The sequence below is a fragment of the Vibrio sp. 2-Bac 85 genome (assembly GCF_037546705.1).
In the GTDB taxonomy this organism is placed as follows: Bacteria; Pseudomonadota; Gammaproteobacteria; order Enterobacterales; family Psychromonadaceae; genus Psychromonas.
The window spans coordinates 1-16,391 of sequence record NZ_JALAAB010000010.1; the positions used below are offsets into that span (position 1 = coordinate 1).

Annotated in this window: 12 protein-coding genes; 10 read left to right on the plus strand and 2 right to left on the minus strand. The window is 40.2% G+C overall.

The window, feature by feature from the left end; translation table 11 throughout:
* Positions 1-188: 188 nt before the first annotated feature.
* Positions 189-1,067, minus strand: coding sequence for a LysR family transcriptional regulator (locus tag MT390_RS11580; protein WP_499441262.1), 879 nt, complete (start codon positions 1,065-1,067; stop codon positions 189-191).
* A gap of 92 nt (positions 1,068-1,159) precedes the next feature.
* Between MT390_RS11580 and MT390_RS11585 the strand changes: the two genes are divergently transcribed.
* From MT390_RS11585 to MT390_RS11630, 10 genes are all read left to right on the plus strand, one after another.
* On the plus strand, positions 1,160-1,600 hold the full coding sequence (locus tag MT390_RS11585; RefSeq protein WP_499441264.1) for a PACE efflux transporter: 441 nt from the start codon (positions 1,160-1,162) through the stop codon (positions 1,598-1,600).
* 477 nt (positions 1,601-2,077) lie between these two features.
* Entirely contained in the window at positions 2,078-3,490 is a 1,413-nt protein-coding gene (locus MT390_RS11590; RefSeq protein ID WP_499441266.1) for a cation:dicarboxylate symporter family transporter, read from the plus strand.
* 89 nt (positions 3,491-3,579) lie between these two features.
* Positions 3,580-4,902, plus strand: a complete 1,323-nt coding sequence (locus MT390_RS11595; protein ID WP_499441267.1) for a CoA-disulfide reductase — start codon at positions 3,580-3,582, stop codon at positions 4,900-4,902.
* Positions 4,903-4,943: 41 nt separating this feature from the next.
* The gene (locus MT390_RS11600) at positions 4,944-5,333 is read left to right on the plus strand and encodes a rhodanese-like domain-containing protein (RefSeq protein ID WP_499441269.1); all 390 of its coding nucleotides are present in this window, start codon (positions 4,944-4,946) and stop codon (positions 5,331-5,333) included.
* Positions 5,334-5,420: 87 nt separating this feature from the next.
* Positions 5,421-5,975, plus strand: a complete 555-nt coding sequence (gene sigZ / locus MT390_RS11605) for an RNA polymerase sigma factor SigZ (RefSeq protein WP_499441271.1) — start codon at positions 5,421-5,423, stop codon at positions 5,973-5,975.
* Positions 5,976-6,330: 355 nt separating this feature from the next.
* A complete protein-coding gene (gshA, locus tag MT390_RS11610) occupies positions 6,331-8,004 on the plus strand; it encodes a glutamate--cysteine ligase (RefSeq protein WP_499441273.1) in 1,674 nt (557 codons plus the stop codon).
* The gene (locus MT390_RS11615; RefSeq protein WP_499441275.1) at positions 7,988-9,808 is read left to right on the plus strand and encodes an ABC transporter ATP-binding protein; all 1,821 of its coding nucleotides are present in this window, start codon (positions 7,988-7,990) and stop codon (positions 9,806-9,808) included. The genes gshA and MT390_RS11615 overlap by 17 nt, the downstream gene beginning before the upstream one ends.
* The gene (locus MT390_RS11620; RefSeq protein WP_499441277.1) at positions 9,801-11,651 is read left to right on the plus strand and encodes an ABC transporter ATP-binding protein; all 1,851 of its coding nucleotides are present in this window, start codon (positions 9,801-9,803) and stop codon (positions 11,649-11,651) included. The genes MT390_RS11615 and MT390_RS11620 overlap by 8 nt, the downstream gene beginning before the upstream one ends.
* Positions 11,652-11,676: 25 nt before the next feature.
* Positions 11,677-13,185 carry a glutathione synthase gene (locus MT390_RS11625; RefSeq protein WP_499441279.1) on the plus strand — a complete coding sequence of 503 codons (1,509 nt, stop codon included), beginning with the start codon at positions 11,677-11,679 and terminating at the stop codon, positions 13,183-13,185.
* A gap of 827 nt (positions 13,186-14,012) precedes the next feature.
* Positions 14,013-14,585, plus strand: coding sequence for an RpiB/LacA/LacB family sugar-phosphate isomerase (locus MT390_RS11630; protein WP_499441280.1), 573 nt, complete (start codon positions 14,013-14,015; stop codon positions 14,583-14,585).
* Positions 14,586-14,745: 160 nt separating this feature from the next.
* Here the strand turns inward: MT390_RS11630 and MT390_RS11635 are convergent, their stop codons facing one another.
* Complete coding sequence (locus MT390_RS11635; protein ID WP_499441282.1) at positions 14,746-16,383, minus strand: FGGY-family carbohydrate kinase; 1,638 nt, start codon at positions 16,381-16,383, stop codon at positions 14,746-14,748.
* Positions 16,384-16,391: the final 8 nt, after the last annotated feature.

The window sequence follows — 16,391 nt, forward strand, 5'->3', positions numbered from 1 at the left end:
GGGGTATGTTTTACGAGAACTTGTTAGATACTCCTGCCTCGGTTTGTGCACCGAAGCGACTTAAAAAGGTATGGTTTATTACTCAATACCCTCAAGGGTAGCCATATCAGTTTACCAAAATATTTAGATTACATAATCATTAGACTTGGGTGCTTAAAAAGTGGCAAACAAGAAACTTTCATTAAGTGTTACTTATCGAGTAAATGAGTGACAGCATCTGCCCACCATGTTAATGCAGGCCCCATCGTTTTTTGTTTTGCCATGACACGTTCAACTTGAACTGGCCAAGGCTTATGGTCAAAACTTAGGTTCATACGTACCATATCACCATTCTTTTCATATTTTTCTGCGATAAAGGCAGGTATGTAACTCCATCCTAAACCTTCTTTCACCATAGTGTTTATTGCATGAAATGAACTTACCCACCATATATGTGAAGATATCATAGGCGAGTGCATTGAACTTTTTCCATCAAGTCCTTTAATCAATAATTGACGGTAAGGCATCAAATCAGAAACCGTGACTTTATCTAAGCTTGCCAATGGATGATTTGGATTTACAACACCATTAAAAGGTAAGCTGCCGACATAACATAAATCGACTTCTTGTGGAAAATTACCATTCGAAAACATTAACCCTAAATCGGCTTGACCAGAATGAATTATTGTTAATACATCGGATGCTGAAACGGTTAAAAGATCTAATAAAGTACTAGGAAAGTGCATTACAAATATATTCATCAGATCCGTGATTAAAGGGAGTAATGCATCATCGACGGCAATTCTTATCTGAGTTTCATGAGATAGATTTAATGAATCATTCACGGAATCAAGTTCATAAGTTTGCTGTAGGATGGACTCAGCAAATGGCAATAATCTTTTCCCATGAGGGGTTAAAGAAGGTTTACGACTAGTACGATCAAATAATGTCGTATTAAGCTCTATTTCAAGATTTCCTATGCCCTGGCTGACAGCAGACTGGACTTTACCCAACTTGCGAGCGCATGCGGAAAATGAACCTGATTTTTCAGTTTCTACAAACATTCTCAATTGTTCGAGATTATACATATCACTTTCCCTGATAGTAACTAACTACATTCCTTCATAATAAATGATTACTATACACCTCAACACCCACAAAATAAAAAATGAAATTAAACATGAATACGAGAGAACGCATTATCCACAGCATTTTATTTGAAGTCATTGCTTTAGGTTTTATGATTTCTGCTACTAGATTATTCACCGATGTGGAATTTTCTTCAGCGACAGGTTTAGCAATTAGCTTGTCATTAATTGCAATGTGTTGGAATTATATATACAACTTAGGTTTTGACCATAAATTTGGCAGTGAGCGTATTAACCGTTCATTTAAAATGCGAATATTCCATGGATTAATTTTTGAATTAGGCTTAACGATTATCACTCTTCCGCTTATGATGTGGGTGCTACAGTTAGATTTCTGGACAGTATTTATTATGGATATAGGGCTTGTACTTTTCTTCTTAATATACGCGATCATTTTTAATTGGTGTTATGACCTAATTCGTGGACGGATTACATATATTATTCATTACAGTAAAACAAATAAATACGAGTAGAAGCTAAGATTTCTACTCGCTCGAAAGTACTTCGCTACTGATTTAGAGAAAAATCAGTATTATTCCTAACTCGCAATGAGCCCCAAAGGGCCTTAGAAAACTAAGTCGAAACGCCCCCATTGTGAGTTACAGATCGACAAATAGTTAACCAATTTCATTAATCATTTCAGTTATATTGTATTACTCACAACATCATTATGGATTAATCCAAGAGTTGCCAGATGAATACTGCATTCCTCCAAATCTTGCTGGGTTGTAAGGCATAAGCTAGAAAGGCATAGCAATCAAGCTTGGCTTATCTTTACCTGGTGCAACAAGGACGTAAAAAATCAACGCGAATTAAATCGATAACCCATGAAGTTGTTAGGAAGTTAAGTTACTTATATCCCCATTTACAAAAACGTCTTTTAAAATTATTTTGCGTCTTTTAGGTTACTAGGGCGTCTTACTAATATAACTTATTAAGAGGCTACTCCTATGAATATATCATTCATTATTTTAAGCGTACTTTTCTTCGGATTTTACGTGCTACTGGCAAGATTCAAAAAACAAAAACAATCCTTCAATTTTAGAGTGTTAAGCGCACTGGCAGCAGGCTTGTTATTCGGCGGTGTTATTCAAGCCGTATTTGGCGTAGACAATGTGGCAACGTCAGGCTTTGCTGAGCTTATATCTCTATTTGGTAAAGGGTATATCAAGCTACTTCAAATGGTGGTGATCCCATTAGTATTTGTTGCCATGATTTCCTCAATTATGAACGTGGATGGTGACGGAGCCTTATCCAAGATAGCCCCTAAAATTATCGGTATATTGATAGTAACCGTAGCTATTTCCGCGGTAGTGGGCATCGCAAGCATATACCTGTTTGGTATTGATGCGAATGCATTAGTGAACATAGTGGGCACCAACAGTGCTATTGAAGCACGAGGCGACTCTCTACTTGCTACACAGAATGCAATGGCAAGTACCGGGCTTTCTGGTCTAGCACTGTCGATTATTCCTGCCAACATATTTGAAATGCTCACGGGGTCGCAGCGCACATCGACACTCTCAACGGTATTGTTTGGCATGTTCCTCGGTTACAGCATTTTACAAGTAAAGAAACGTCAGCCTGAAAAAGCAGCGCCCTTTGTCGCTTTCATTAACTCAGCAAAGGAAGTTGTATTGTCTATGGTGCGTGAAATTCTTAAGCTGACGCCCTATGGTGTGTTTGCGTTAATGACCTCGTTTATGATGACCAACGACTTATTTGCACTCGCTGAAATGGGGCGATTTTTAATGGCAAGCTATACAGCTATTGGTGTCATGTTTGTGATTCATTTTATATTGGTGTCGGTATTTGGCTTATCGCCTATCACTTTCATGAAAAAAATATGGCCTGTGCTTGTGTTTGGTTTCGGCTCTCGTTCAAGTATGGCGGCTATACCGTTAAATGTTGATACGCAAACCCAACGCCTAGGTGTTGATGAAGAAACGGCGAATATGTCGGCGACCTTTGGAACCAGTATTGGTCAAAATGGATGTGCCGGCATTTACCCTGCAATGCTAGCCATTATGGCGGCACAAGTGATGGGTGTTCCTGTCGATATTAGCTTTATTTTGCAACTTATCGTGGTTATTGCTATTGCTTCGTTTGGTATAGCGGGCGTCGGTGGTGGCGCTACCTTTGCAGCAGTTGCAGTACTCACCATCATGGGCTTAGATATTACTATTGTCGCAATTCTTGTTTCAATAGAAGCCTTGATTGATATGGCGCGTACAGCCCTTAATATTTCAGGATCAATGTTGTCGGGTGTACTTACCTCAAAGCAAAATGGGACCTTAGACCTCGAGCAATACGCTACGACCACCACTTCCAATAAAAGTGATGAAATTGCCGTGCAGGGGTGAACCAACATTTATTCAATAGAGAGTTGTGCATGGTTAATGTACGCCCTCTATTGCCTATCTCAGTTAATATATTTTGTTAGGAAAGAGTGATGAAAATAGTTGTGATTGGCGGAAACGCTGCGGGAATGAGTTTTGCCGCAAAATATAAAAGAAACCAGCCTTTAGATGACGTCGTGGTGATAGAGAAACGTGATTACCTCTCTTTTGGTGCCTGCGGGTTGCCTTATTTCGTGGGAGGCATGTTTGATGATAGCGAGCGAATGATTTCTCGTACTCCAGAGCAGGCGATAGCGTCAGGGTTAGATGTTCGCATAAACACCGAAATGTTATCGGTTAATCGACTCGAAAAGAAGGTTCTGATCCGACACCAAGATATTGAAAGTGCCATTGATTACGATCGCTTGATCGTTGCCACAGGTGCGCGTCCAATAATGCCAAATTTTGGCGAATACAATGATGAATTTGTGTATACGTTAACTAGCCAAGAAGATGGCATAGCAGTTAAACGCGCGTTGAAAGATAGCAGTAAACAACGTATCGCAGTCATTGGTGCAGGTTTCATCGGGTTAGAGGTATTTGATGCCGCCCATGGGCTTGGTAAACACGTCACTATTATTGAGCGTGAACAACAGATAATGAGCCAGCAATTCAGCCCTGAAATGGTTGATGTTGTTGAACAGGCAATTCGCACCTCAGGCGCTGATTTAAAAACAAATACAAGCGTGTTGGCGATTCGAGACGCAGATCATGGTGGTTACATCATTCAAACAAATAAGGGAGATGTTGAAGCCGATATCGTGGTTTTATCACTCGGATTCAAACCTAATACTGACAGGTTCGATCTACCTAAAGCCGCTAATGGCGCATTGTTAGTCGATGAATATGGCGCAACAGAAGATGCACATATCTTTGCTGTGGGTGACTGTGCGGTTGTGAATCACTTAACACTGGGTAAAGCGGTTTATCTGCCTTTGGCAACAACGGCCAATAAACAGGCACGGTTGATGGCAGATTACTTGTCCGGAAAAGAGACGCACATGATGGGCTTTCTAGGTTCGTCATCACTGAAAGTGCTTGATTATGAACTGGCACGTACAGGCATGTCAGAGCAGATGGCACATGACCACGATATACATGTGAGTATGTCAGTAATAGACGATAAAAATCAAACCGATTACTACCCAGGTCAAGAGGATATTAAAGTGAAATTGACCTATCAGCCAGGCACTAAAGTGCTTTTGGGTGGCGAAATAATTGGTAAAAAAGGCGCTGTCAGTCGCATTAATGCCCTAGCGGTTGCTATTACCGCTAAATTTACAACCGAGCAACTGGGCTATTTAGATTTTGCCTATGCTCCCCCCTTTTCGCGTACATGGGATGCCTTGAATGTGGCAGGTAATGTCGCTAAATAAAGTTTGTTAATTTAAATAAGAGAATAATCATGGTACAAAAAATGACTAAAAACATCAAAACGCTCACTGAAGAGGCATATCAAACCGTAGAAGATATCTCAATTGAGCATACAAAAGCACTACTTAACGATGATGCTTATGTTTTTGTAGATGTGCGAGAAGCCGATGAAAGACGAAAACTCGGCGTTATCCCGGGTACTTTTACTTGCCCAAGAGGCATGCTTGAATTTCTGATTGACCCAGAATTCCCTGCGCATAATCCGGTGTTCGCACAAGATAAAACCTTTATTTTTTATTGTGCTCGTAGGTTGCGCTCACTCTATGCCGCAAAATTAGCAGCAGAGATGGGTATCGGTTCAGTAAAGAACCTAGCAGGTGGATTTGTAGCTTGGAAAGAGTTCTCAGGAGAGATTCAACCGGAAATTGGATGAAAATAAGAGTGTGATTTACCTTTAAGTTACAGCTGATGTTCACTATGATTGGCAATTAAGTGGACATCAGTAATTTGAGGAATGCAAATGTTAGCAGAATGGTCAGCACATAAAGATCAATTGAAAAATTATATTATAAAGCAAACAGGTGATCTCGATCTTGTTGATGATATTTTGCAAGATGTGTATATCAAAGCCAGTCAAAAAATCGAACAACTTGAAACAAAAGATAAATTACAGAATTGGCTGTACCGTATTACACATAATACCATTATGGATTTTTACCGCTCACAACCCAATCATGATGAGCTGCTTGAGGACTACGTTGAAGAAGAGATCTCTTCTGAAATCGTTAATTTACAATCCATGGCACAGTGTTTACGCCCAATGTTTGACTGTTTACCAGAAAAATATCGCCAACCCATGATTCTATCGGAGCTTGATGGATTAACCCAACAGGCAGTTGCTGATCAACTCGGGCTATCATTATCAGCCACAAAAAGCCGAGTCCAGCGTGGTAAGGTAAAGTTAAAAGATATTTTAACGGATTGCTGCAACATAGAAGCAGGCGCTGAAGGTATCGTTGATTTTCATCCTAAGCCAACGTGCGCAGATTTTGCTAAGAAAAACAGCGGTGAATGAAGCTAGTCTGAATGGTTACTACTGGCAGTGAGGTGGTTTCGTCAATACGATTACATTCAACTACGTGCTTATACTAATCCTCCTATAAATACGTGCTTATACTAATCCACCTATAAAATAGTTAATGAATGCGCCTTGATCTTAACTATTTTCCCTATGAAAAGCTGAGCATTGTTTTAAACGAAATGCTTTATTTATGCGAATGAGAGCGAAGTTGCGACAGCTACATTGTCTCTTTCCTCTGACCCACCTTTTTCCTATTTAAATTTATTTTAAAAAAATAGGCGATCTTTGCGTCTTTTTTAGTTTTCCTACGTCTTAACTATGTGAATCAAAACTTTCGTGGATAATACAAATGAGCAACCAAGCAACCTATTTTAAAATCAATACGCCCGATAATCAGTTACTATTAGACTTTTTAGCAAGCGATCATGTGCAAGATACCTTACAAGACATTCGCCGTGGTATTGAACGCGAAATGGTTAGAGCGACAGCGAGTGACGAGCTTTCTCGTCGCCCACATCCCAAATCTTTAGGCTCTGCACTAACTCACCCGTACATTACCACTGACTTTTCGGAAGCGCAGTTGGAGTTAGTGACCGCTGCAGTGACCGATAGAAATGAAATGTTCAAATCATTAGCATCGCTACATCACTTTGTTGCTTCAAACCTAGATGAAGGAGAGTTGATGTGGTCGGCGAGCATGCCACCAGTCCTGCCTAGCGACCACGATATTGCTATCGCGAATTACGGGGCATCAAATGCGGGTATGATGAAGACTCGCTATCGTGAAGGATTAGCAAATCGTTATGGAAAAAGAATGCAGCTAATTTCAGGCATTCATTATAACTTTTCGCTACCAGATAGTTTCTGGCAGGCACTGCATACACAAACAGATAGTAAGTTACCGTTAGAAGACTTTATTTCTGAACGGTATTTTCAATTGATACGTAATGTGCTTCGTAATGGTTGGATTATTCCCTATCTATTTGGTGCTTCACCCGCACTCGACAAAAGTTACCTACAAGAAAAACGGCATGCATTGGATAAATGGGACGACAGTACAAACTACTTACCTTGGGCTACCTCATTACGGTTGAGTAATATGGGTTATGGGAACAACGAGCAATCACGTTTTCCGATGAGTTTTAATAGCAAACAAGATTACCTAACCGGTCTTTGTAACGCGCTGACGCAGCCAAGTGAGCAATATACCCATTTGGCTAAACACCAACAGTTAAATGACGCTGTACTTCAGCTTGAAAATGAATTGTATGGTTCAGTTCGTCCAAAAATTGTTCATGCACATATGCGCCCTTTGGTTGCCATGTGCAACGAGGGTGTGCAGTACATAGAATTACGTAGTTTAGATAATAACCCTTTGCTACCTTTAGGTATTGATGAACAACAGAGCCAATTTCTTGATCTATTTTTACTTCATAGCGCACTCACACCAAGCCCTGAGATGAGTGAGCAGGAAAGTACGCTTATTATGGAAAGACAAGAGTTAATCGCGACGCAGGGAAGAAAACCTGGGTTAATGCTACCAACAATGGATGGTGACGTTTCAATAACTGATTTAGCTCAACCACTCATGAGCATGTTAACTAAAATGGCAAAAAGTATGGATAGTTCATCTCGTCAAGGTGGCTATGAGCTAGCGGTAATGCATGAACAAGCAAAGTTTTACGACAGTTCATTAACGCCATCAGCAAAGGTTTTATCACTCATGAAGCAACAGAAAGTAGGCTTTACGGTATTTGCTAAAAGACTTTCTGCAAAACATATGCAAAAGCACTCAGCCAATCCCCTATCCGCGAATGAAATGGCTAAGTTTACATTGCTTGTCAGCGAATCCTTATGTGAACAAGAACAGCTAGAGTTAGCGCAAGAAATGAGCTTTGACGATTATTTAACACAAAAAAGTTTGATTGATTGTGTTTTACCAACGCAAAGTGTTCGCTCACAGTCAGACACACTTATTACAGAAAATATAGAGCAGCTAAATAATTATGAATATTCTATTTAAGTTAAAAGGTTACCTAAAAATGTTTGGCCGGCACTACCTGATTGCTATTGTCGCATTACAAATCGTTGCCTTGGTCAATTTAGTGCCTTCATGGTTGATCGGCAAAATTGTCGATGGCATTAGTGAAGGAACATTCGATACTCAAACAATGATCATACACATCGTCGGAATTATTGTTTCGGGCGCTGTAATGTATGGCCTACGCTTTGTATGGCAAAGCCAACTCTATGGTGCTTCTATTGCGATCACGCGGGTGATTCGAAGTGAGTTATTTCAAAAGTTTTTACATTTATCACCGGCATTCTATGCACGCCGTAGCACTGGTGATCTGATGGCGCATGCGACCAATGACCTAAACGCAGTCGAAGAAACTATGGGCATGGGGGTGATGACCTTAGTAGACTCTTTTATAGCAGGCATGACAGTCATTTTAGGCATGATTTTTGTTGTTAGCGGTGAACTGACTGCTGTCGCCCTGCTTCCTTTTCCATTATTGGTACTGATCACTCGCCGTTATGGCATGAAGCTGCATAATGCGTTTGCCACAGCACAATCTGCGTTTTCTGATTTAACGGAAGAAACACGAGAAACAGTCTCAGGCATTCGTGCGGTTCGTTCGCTCGGCATTTCTGGCCGTCAAGAAAAGCGTTTTGAAAAAACTTTAGATGATACTGTAGAGGCAAACATCCGTGTTGCCAAAGTAGATGCGGCATTCACGCCAACCATACAACTGGTGTATGGGTTGTCTTTTGTCATCTCAATAGGTTACGGAGCATGGTTAATTGAACAGGGCAATATTACCGTTGGATTGTTCACTACATTCACCCTGTACCTTGCTCAATTGCTTGGCCCATTTTTGCAGTTTGGTTGGCAATTTAACGTATTCCAACGCGGTAATACATCATGGCTTCGTCTAGAAAAATTATTTGCTGAAAACATTGAAGTGATCGAAGGCGAAAAAACATTACCAAAAGATGCGCCTGCAAACATGTCTTTCAACATTCATCATTTCGCCTATCCAAAAGCCAATCGCAACGTGCTTAACAATATTAAATTTGAATTACCCGCGGGTGGGTTAGTTGGCATTACAGGTCCTACTGGTAGTGGAAAAAGCACCCTTTTACACTTGGCTTTACGTCAATTTCAACTTGAGAAGCCATCAAGTATTCACCTTTCAGGTATGCCAAGTGATAGCCTTACCTTTGACGCATTGCGCACTAAATTGGCTTGGGTACCTCAAAAACCACATCTATTTTCCGGCACTATCGCAGAGAACATTGCCTTGGCTAAACCCAATGCGTCACAACATGAAATTGAGCATGTCGCAGAGATGGCAGGTATTCGAGCAGAAATTCAAGCGATGCCAGAAGGGTTTGATACCCCTCTTAGAGAAGGAGGGAATAATTTATCAGGTGGCCAAAAACAGCGTTTAACGCTGGCTAGAGCATTGTTGTCGAGCGCTGATATTCTATTATTGGATGACCCATTCAGTGCGCTCGATATGAAAACAGAGGTGCAAGTTCGTCGAAACTTAAAGGCGCACTACGCCCATAAAACGATGTTACTGGTCACGCAGCGCCTAACAAACCTAATCGAAGCAGATCATATCTTAGTATTAAATGATGGGCAGATAGAAGAACGAGGCTCTCATCATGAATTGGTCAAGAATCAAGGTTGGTATGCCAAGGTTTATCAGCGTCAAAGTCAGTTAGGGGGCAAAGACCTGTTATTAAACAAAGTGTCGCCGGATGAACCGCAGACTACTTACAATGAATCAGAATCTGAGGTAAGTCGCCATGAATAAGCCAACATCAATGAAAAAACAGACACTTTATCGTCGTTTACTGACCTTCTCATTGCCACACAAAGCCCGTTTTGGCTTTGCATTTTTGATGTTAGCACTGGCGGTGAGTGCTGAAATGGCGATTCCGTGGTTGACTAAAAGAGTGATCGATGAGGTTATTGTGCCTCAGCAGTTTGAATGGCCACAACTACTCACCCTGATCGGCCTTGTCATGCTTTTTTATGTGCTGGGTGCCGTGTTTGGCTATTTACAAGCAGTTGCCTTTAAACACGGTGCACTGCTAGTGGTCAAAGATGTACGTGAGCAGTTATTTCGCCATGTGTTGAATTTCCCTATTGCGACCTTTGACAAATTATCGACCGGCAAGTTGGTTTCGTATATTACTAACGACACTGAATCACTGCGAAATATGTACGTATCGACCATTCCAACCGTGATTCAAGGCGCATTACGCATCATTGCAATCTTCATCGCAATGGCTTTGTTGGACTGGCGTTTGATGTTGCTCAGCCTAGTATTGATCCCTATTTTGCTAATAACCATGCACCTGTATCGCAAAATTTCAATGTCAGTGTTTGATGGTATTCGAGTACAAGTGAGTAACATTAATGGACAAATAAACGAATCGTTACAAGGTATGGCTTTGATCCAGGCGTTTCGTCAAGAAAAGGCATTCCACGCTAAGTTTGAGAAAGATAATCAAAGCTGGTTTAACTTCCGTAGCAAGTCAGTTGCGATTGATAGCCTGATGTTATTACCACTGACACGCTTGATTGCGACGTTGACAGCAGCAGGTATTGTTGCCTGGTTTGCAGAGGCATCACTATCGACGGTTGTTGAAATTGGTACGTTATATGCGTTTTTGAATTACGTTGAACGTTTCTTTGACCCCTTTCGACAGTTATCCATGGAATTACACAAATTACAGGTTGCCACTGCCTCTTCGACACGTATTTTTGAATTGCTAGATGATGAGTCTGAAATACATCATCAAGCGATGCCAACAGTAAAAATTAACGACAGTCATGATATTGAATTTCGTCATGTCACCATGGGCTATGAAGCAGATAAACCAGTACTTAACGATGTCAGTTTTACAGCAAAAGGCGGGGAATTTACCGCGATTGTGGGTCATACCGGCAGCGGAAAAAGTTCGGTGATCAATCTATTGATGCGCTTTTATCAACAACAGCAGGGCGACATTCTCATTGGTGGCCAACCTCTGCATAAACTACCGGAATCACAACTGCGTCAATTGTTTGCTTTGGTATCGCAAGATCCCACCATCTTTAGTGGATCAATCATTGACAATATTAATTTATCTCATGATGTTCTCAGTGCAGGAAAAGTGAGCACCAATGTAGTAGAAAATAGCCGTGATAAAGCGATTAGCGCAGCCGAAATGGTGAAAGCAGATCACTTTATTACCCGCTTACCTGATGGATTTGATCACCAGCAAAATAATGGTGGCGCATCACTCTCAGTAGGTGAAAGACAACTATTAGCATTAGCGCGTGCGATTTCACATGATCCGAAAATATTCTTACTCGATGAAGCCACTGCAAACATCGACAGTGAATCAGAAGAAACCGTCAAACAAGCGCTTGAGAATATCCAAGACGGTAGCACTGTGATCTCCGTTGCGCATCGTTTATCAACTATTCAACACGCAGACCAAATCTTAGTCATGAACAGTGGGAAAGTGGTACAAAGCGGTACACACCTCGCGCTAATCGAACAAGATGGCGACTATCGAGACTTATACCTTGCACAAAAAGAGCAAGAAGAAAATGAACATAAAAACAGCATGTTAGGCTTGGCTTCGGCAAGCGCAACGTCATAATTCAAATTTTAGGAATGATAACATCATGAAAAAAAACACCATCAACATCGATAATAAGGTTTACAACAAAAAACAACTCGTACCTCAACAAGTTATCGAAGATATCTTAGAGTGGGAAATCATGCACGGCGTCGCATTTCGTCAGGCTGATAATACCGCAAGGCATGTACCATTTAGCATCGCGCCGATGACAATAGAGCGCCCAGTATATGAACATTTGCGTACGGTGACTCCCTTGATTGCTAAGCTGGTCAGTCATGTTTCAGAAGACCATAGCTTCTTGCAAGACTCTCTTAGCGACATGGCAAAAGCAGATCCCTTCTTTGGACGCTTAATGGAATTACACTTACAAGCCCATGGTACTTCAGAGCAGCCTAAACAACCTGCTCGTCAGCCATTATTATTGATGCGTACCGATTTTATGGACGATCGACAACATGGCGCAAAGGTGATTGAGTTTAATGGCATTGCAGCAGGAATGGGGCCATTTGGCCAACGTGCTACCGAACTCCATCAATTTGTAAAAAATCAGTGGAATGATGTTTACCATGAGTGGTTAGAAGATGATTCAGCTATTGCTGCAGATAATCAAGGGTTGGAACAATTGGCTATCGGCATTGCGACCGCGACTAATAAAGTGCAAGCCCACTTTGCTGAGTTTGATAAGCAAAATAGTGATCAAAAACCGACGTTTTTAATGATTGTGCAAAAAGGCGAAGACAATGTTTATGATCAACACCTTTTGGAAGTGGCTTTACAAAAATTGGGCGTAAAAACTGTACGACGCACCTTCGAGCAGTTAAGCACCCAGCTATCAAGTGGCAATAACCAGCGTTTGATCCTTGAAGGTGTTGGCGCTATTGATAGCGTTTATCTACGTGCCGGTTATCAGTATTCAGACTATTGGGCGCCAGAGCTCAACGAGGATATTTGCTGTCAAGCTCTAAGCCAAACGCGTTTATTCATTGAAAAACATTATGTCGCAATGAACGCCACTATCAGCCAACAACTTGCAACCAGTAAATCCATGCAGATGCTACTCACGATGATGCCAGAGGAAGATTACGCTCGCTGGGGTTTAACCATTGAAGAATCAAAATTAGTTAAAAGTGTGTTAGCCGAGATGAAACCAATTTCTACGCAAACTATCGCATGGTTTAATAATACTGCCGATAAGCAACAGTGGGTGCTGAAAAACCAAGGTGAAGGAGGTGGGCATTGTATTTTTGGTAACGAAATCACCAACACATTAGCCAGTTTGAAACCCGAAGAATACGATGCATGGGCCCTGATGCAACGCTTATATCCACATGAACGTGATACGCCAACCATTGCTGTTCGTGATGGAAAACAAAAATTGGTGGATGATCTTGTTAGCGAAATTGGGTTATTTACAGCTCATTATCAAGGCCAACCAGTGACAGATCAAAACGGCTATGCAGGCTATCTTATTCGTAGCAAACCAGCGAGTGAAAATGAAGGCGGAATACACAGTGGGCAAGGAATATTAGACTCTTTAGTATTGATTAATTAAGTACCGGTTTGTGCTATCGCTCACCCACTGATAACAGGAAAAAAGTTATTAGTGGGTGAGCGTTTCGTCGAATGTTTTCTAGCTCGTTTAGTGCCCCAAACCGAGCTAGAAAGCTAAGTCGCAAACGCCCCCAAAGTGAGCTAGAGCGCCAACTTGCTAGGGCCAACATTACGTTTCAGAAAATTTAAAATTAATACTCTGTATATTTCTCAATAATAACACCTCAATATCTAGACTATATTCTTTCAATTAAGTGTCCTGTTTGATTAAACCAGTACAGTAGGTATGTACTTTTTATTTCCTACGCTAAAGTTGCTATCCATTTTTAGCAGACTCAAATTTATAGTTTACATTGCTCACTGCACGGCTTTAATTCAAGGTTACGGCACCATGAGATTAACCTCTATCATTTTTCTCATATCAATCACGCTAGAAATTAAATGAAGGCTCCCCACCAATATCATGCCCCCCTTTCAACTCAATAATTGACCTGAATAGGAACACGACCACCAGAAAATGGCAGCCATTTGATATAAGCTCGAACTATCTATTGTTTAAAATCTAATAAAAATTTATAAATAAAATTACTCCGTTCCTCCTACCGTTCTCCAGTAAAAACAATCTCAATATAAGAGATAAGTTTATTGTTATTAACATTATTTTAAATATAAGTATTAACTCTCATTTTTTTAAAAATAGAAGTGCACAAATCAGAAATTACTTTAAATTAAACAATCGAATCGATTGCGCAAACGTTTCGACTACATCAAATTACCTTTTGATATAAGTAACGGTAATTACTATTAATCAGTAATAAGGAGAATGATATGAAAACGATAATGGACAAGCATATTTTAGTTGCTGCAGATTTTGCTGGCTTCCCATTGAAAGAAGCGGTAGTTAAACACCTTAAAGAAAAGGGGTGGCATGTCACCGATATTGGAGTTAAATCAGAAACTGAAGAAGATCCCGAAATGTTCCATCGAATTGGATTAAAAACCGGTGCTAAAATTTCAGAAGGCGAATTTGAAAGAGCTTTATTATTTTGCGGTACCGGCATGGGGATCCATATTGCAGCCAGTAAATGTCCAGGTGTTTTTTCGGGTGTTGTAGAAAGTGTACCTGCAGCCTTAAGAGCGATTACAGGGAATGGTGTAAATGTACTGGCTATGGGAGCTTTCTATGTAGCCCCTAAGATGGGCATAGATATAGTTGATGCTTATCTAGGTAACAACCTTGGAGATGGGTATGAGTGGTGGCCTAACTTTTATGAGTTTCACAAATTAGCATGTGATGAACTCGAAAGTTTTAATTATGAGGAATTCAAAGAAAATGGGTTTGAGGTTAAAAAACAGGGAGATTATCCTTTAGAACTTAAGCAGAACCCAAATACCATATAATAGAAATACAAATAATCTGCAGAGAAAATAAAGCGAGACCTACATTCTAAATGATCAATTACACAACTATAATCACGCTTGCAGTTATGGACCCTTTAAGTCTTTCTAGTCGTTATGCCTTTACCCAGTTAAGTCCATTTAACGGGGTAAAGACAATCAATTAAAATGCGTCATTCATCATCTTTTTATACGTTTCGCTATCATCATACATTTGATGAAATACTTGGTACTTAGCGTCATAAAAACGTTTAATTTTAGTTGATTGAGGCGTAATAATTCTTCCAATTCGACTCATGTTGGCCATTGCGTCAGGAATATCATCATAAAACTTTGCCGCAACAGATCCTAACATAGCAGAGCCAAGTAATACCGCTTCACTTTCTTCAGCCAATAACATTAAACATCCTGTTGCATTTGCGTGTTCTTGTAAGAAAATAGAGTTTTTAGTCCCACCACCCACAGCCATAATAGTATCTATTTCATATCCTGATTGATTCATTACTTCGATAATATGTCTTGTCCCTAAGGCAATCGCTTGGATAACAGCTAAATATGAAAGGGCCATATCATCAATCGTTTTTGACATTTTCAAACCAACGATAGAACCGGTTAAATTAGGGTTTGCACGAGGAGAGCGATTACCATGAAAATAAGGGAGTACATGAATATCTTTTGTTAAATAGGCGATATTATAATTACTTCCAGCTAATTTTAATAAGTGCGTATTGAGTAATTCGTAAATACTACTATCTTCTTCAAGCGCCTTTTTATGCAATGTATTATATAAAGGATGAGAGGTTATAAAGTGGTCAATCAATGCGCCTGTTGTAGATTGTCCGCCTTCATTTAACCAATAATTTGGTATCATGGCACTATAATATGCTCCCCAAACACCATCAATAAAACGAGCCGACTCTGATACTGCCATGTGACAAGAAGAGGTACCTCCAATTAACGCTAAACGGCGATTAAAATCAACTTTTTCACCCTTTACGCCGACTGCTCCTATTACCCCTATTCCGCCAGCATGTGCATCAATAATAGATACACCGACTTTTGTACCTTTTAACAATCCGAGTTGTTTTGCCGCTTTAAGTGTTAATCCATCTTCAATATTCTCACCCATTGGTCGAATTATATTGCCGATACTTCTTGCATTATCTTCAAGTAATTCACTTAACCCTATCTGTGCAAAGAAATCATCGTCCCACCTTTGTTCATGTCCAATATATGTCCATTTACAGACAGTAGAACATAAAGACCGATGATTACTCGATGTTGCTTTCCATGTTAAAAAATCAGGTAGGTCAAAAAAATACTTAGCCTTGCTCCATATATTTGATTGATTTTCTTTCAACCACAATAATTTTGGTGTCTGCATTTCTGGAGAGATACGACTGCCTACATAGTTAAGGACATCATGTTTTGTTGCATTAATACGCTCTGCTTGACTTATTGCACGATGGTCCATCCACATAATAACGTTTTGTTCACTTCTTCCGGTTGGGCTGACTGATAAAGGCAAACCATCCTCATCCAATACAACCAGAGAACAAGTCGCATCAAAACCAATCCCCTTCACTTGAACTATATCTATATCCGCTTTTATTACCGCTTCTTTCACGGCTTTACAAACACAATCCCAAATGTCATCTGAAGATTGCTCTACGAACAGATCCAAAGGTTTAAATGTTTTTGTTTCATACACAGCATCTGCTAGTTTCTTTCCAAAAATATCAAAAACACCCGCTCTAGCACTTCCGCTACCTACATCAACCCCAATAAAATATGTTGTCACTTTATTAT

What these genes read in the sequence shown, in the direction of transcription:
- MT390_RS11580 (WP_499441262.1), bottom strand. Translation starts at nt 1,067, where the DNA reads ATGTATAATCTCGAACAATTGAGAATGTTTGTAGAAACTGAAAAATCA.
- MT390_RS11585 (WP_499441264.1), top strand. Translation starts at nt 1,160, where the DNA reads ATGAATACGAGAGAACGCATTATCCACAGCATTTTATTTGAAGTCATT.
- MT390_RS11590 (WP_499441266.1), top strand. Translation starts at nt 2,078, where the DNA reads ATGAATATATCATTCATTATTTTAAGCGTACTTTTCTTCGGATTTTAC.
- MT390_RS11595 (WP_499441267.1), top strand. Translation starts at nt 3,580, where the DNA reads ATGAAAATAGTTGTGATTGGCGGAAACGCTGCGGGAATGAGTTTTGCC.
- MT390_RS11600 (WP_499441269.1), top strand. Translation starts at nt 4,944, where the DNA reads ATGACTAAAAACATCAAAACGCTCACTGAAGAGGCATATCAAACCGTA.
- sigZ (WP_499441271.1), top strand. Translation starts at nt 5,421, where the DNA reads ATGTTAGCAGAATGGTCAGCACATAAAGATCAATTGAAAAATTATATT.
- gshA (WP_499441273.1), top strand. Translation starts at nt 6,331, where the DNA reads ATGAGCAACCAAGCAACCTATTTTAAAATCAATACGCCCGATAATCAG.
- MT390_RS11615 (WP_499441275.1), top strand. Translation starts at nt 7,988, where the DNA reads ATGAATATTCTATTTAAGTTAAAAGGTTACCTAAAAATGTTTGGCCGG.
- MT390_RS11620 (WP_499441277.1), top strand. Translation starts at nt 9,801, where the DNA reads ATGAATAAGCCAACATCAATGAAAAAACAGACACTTTATCGTCGTTTA.
- MT390_RS11625 (WP_499441279.1), top strand. Translation starts at nt 11,677, where the DNA reads ATGAAAAAAAACACCATCAACATCGATAATAAGGTTTACAACAAAAAA.
- MT390_RS11630 (WP_499441280.1), top strand. Translation starts at nt 14,013, where the DNA reads ATGAAAACGATAATGGACAAGCATATTTTAGTTGCTGCAGATTTTGCT.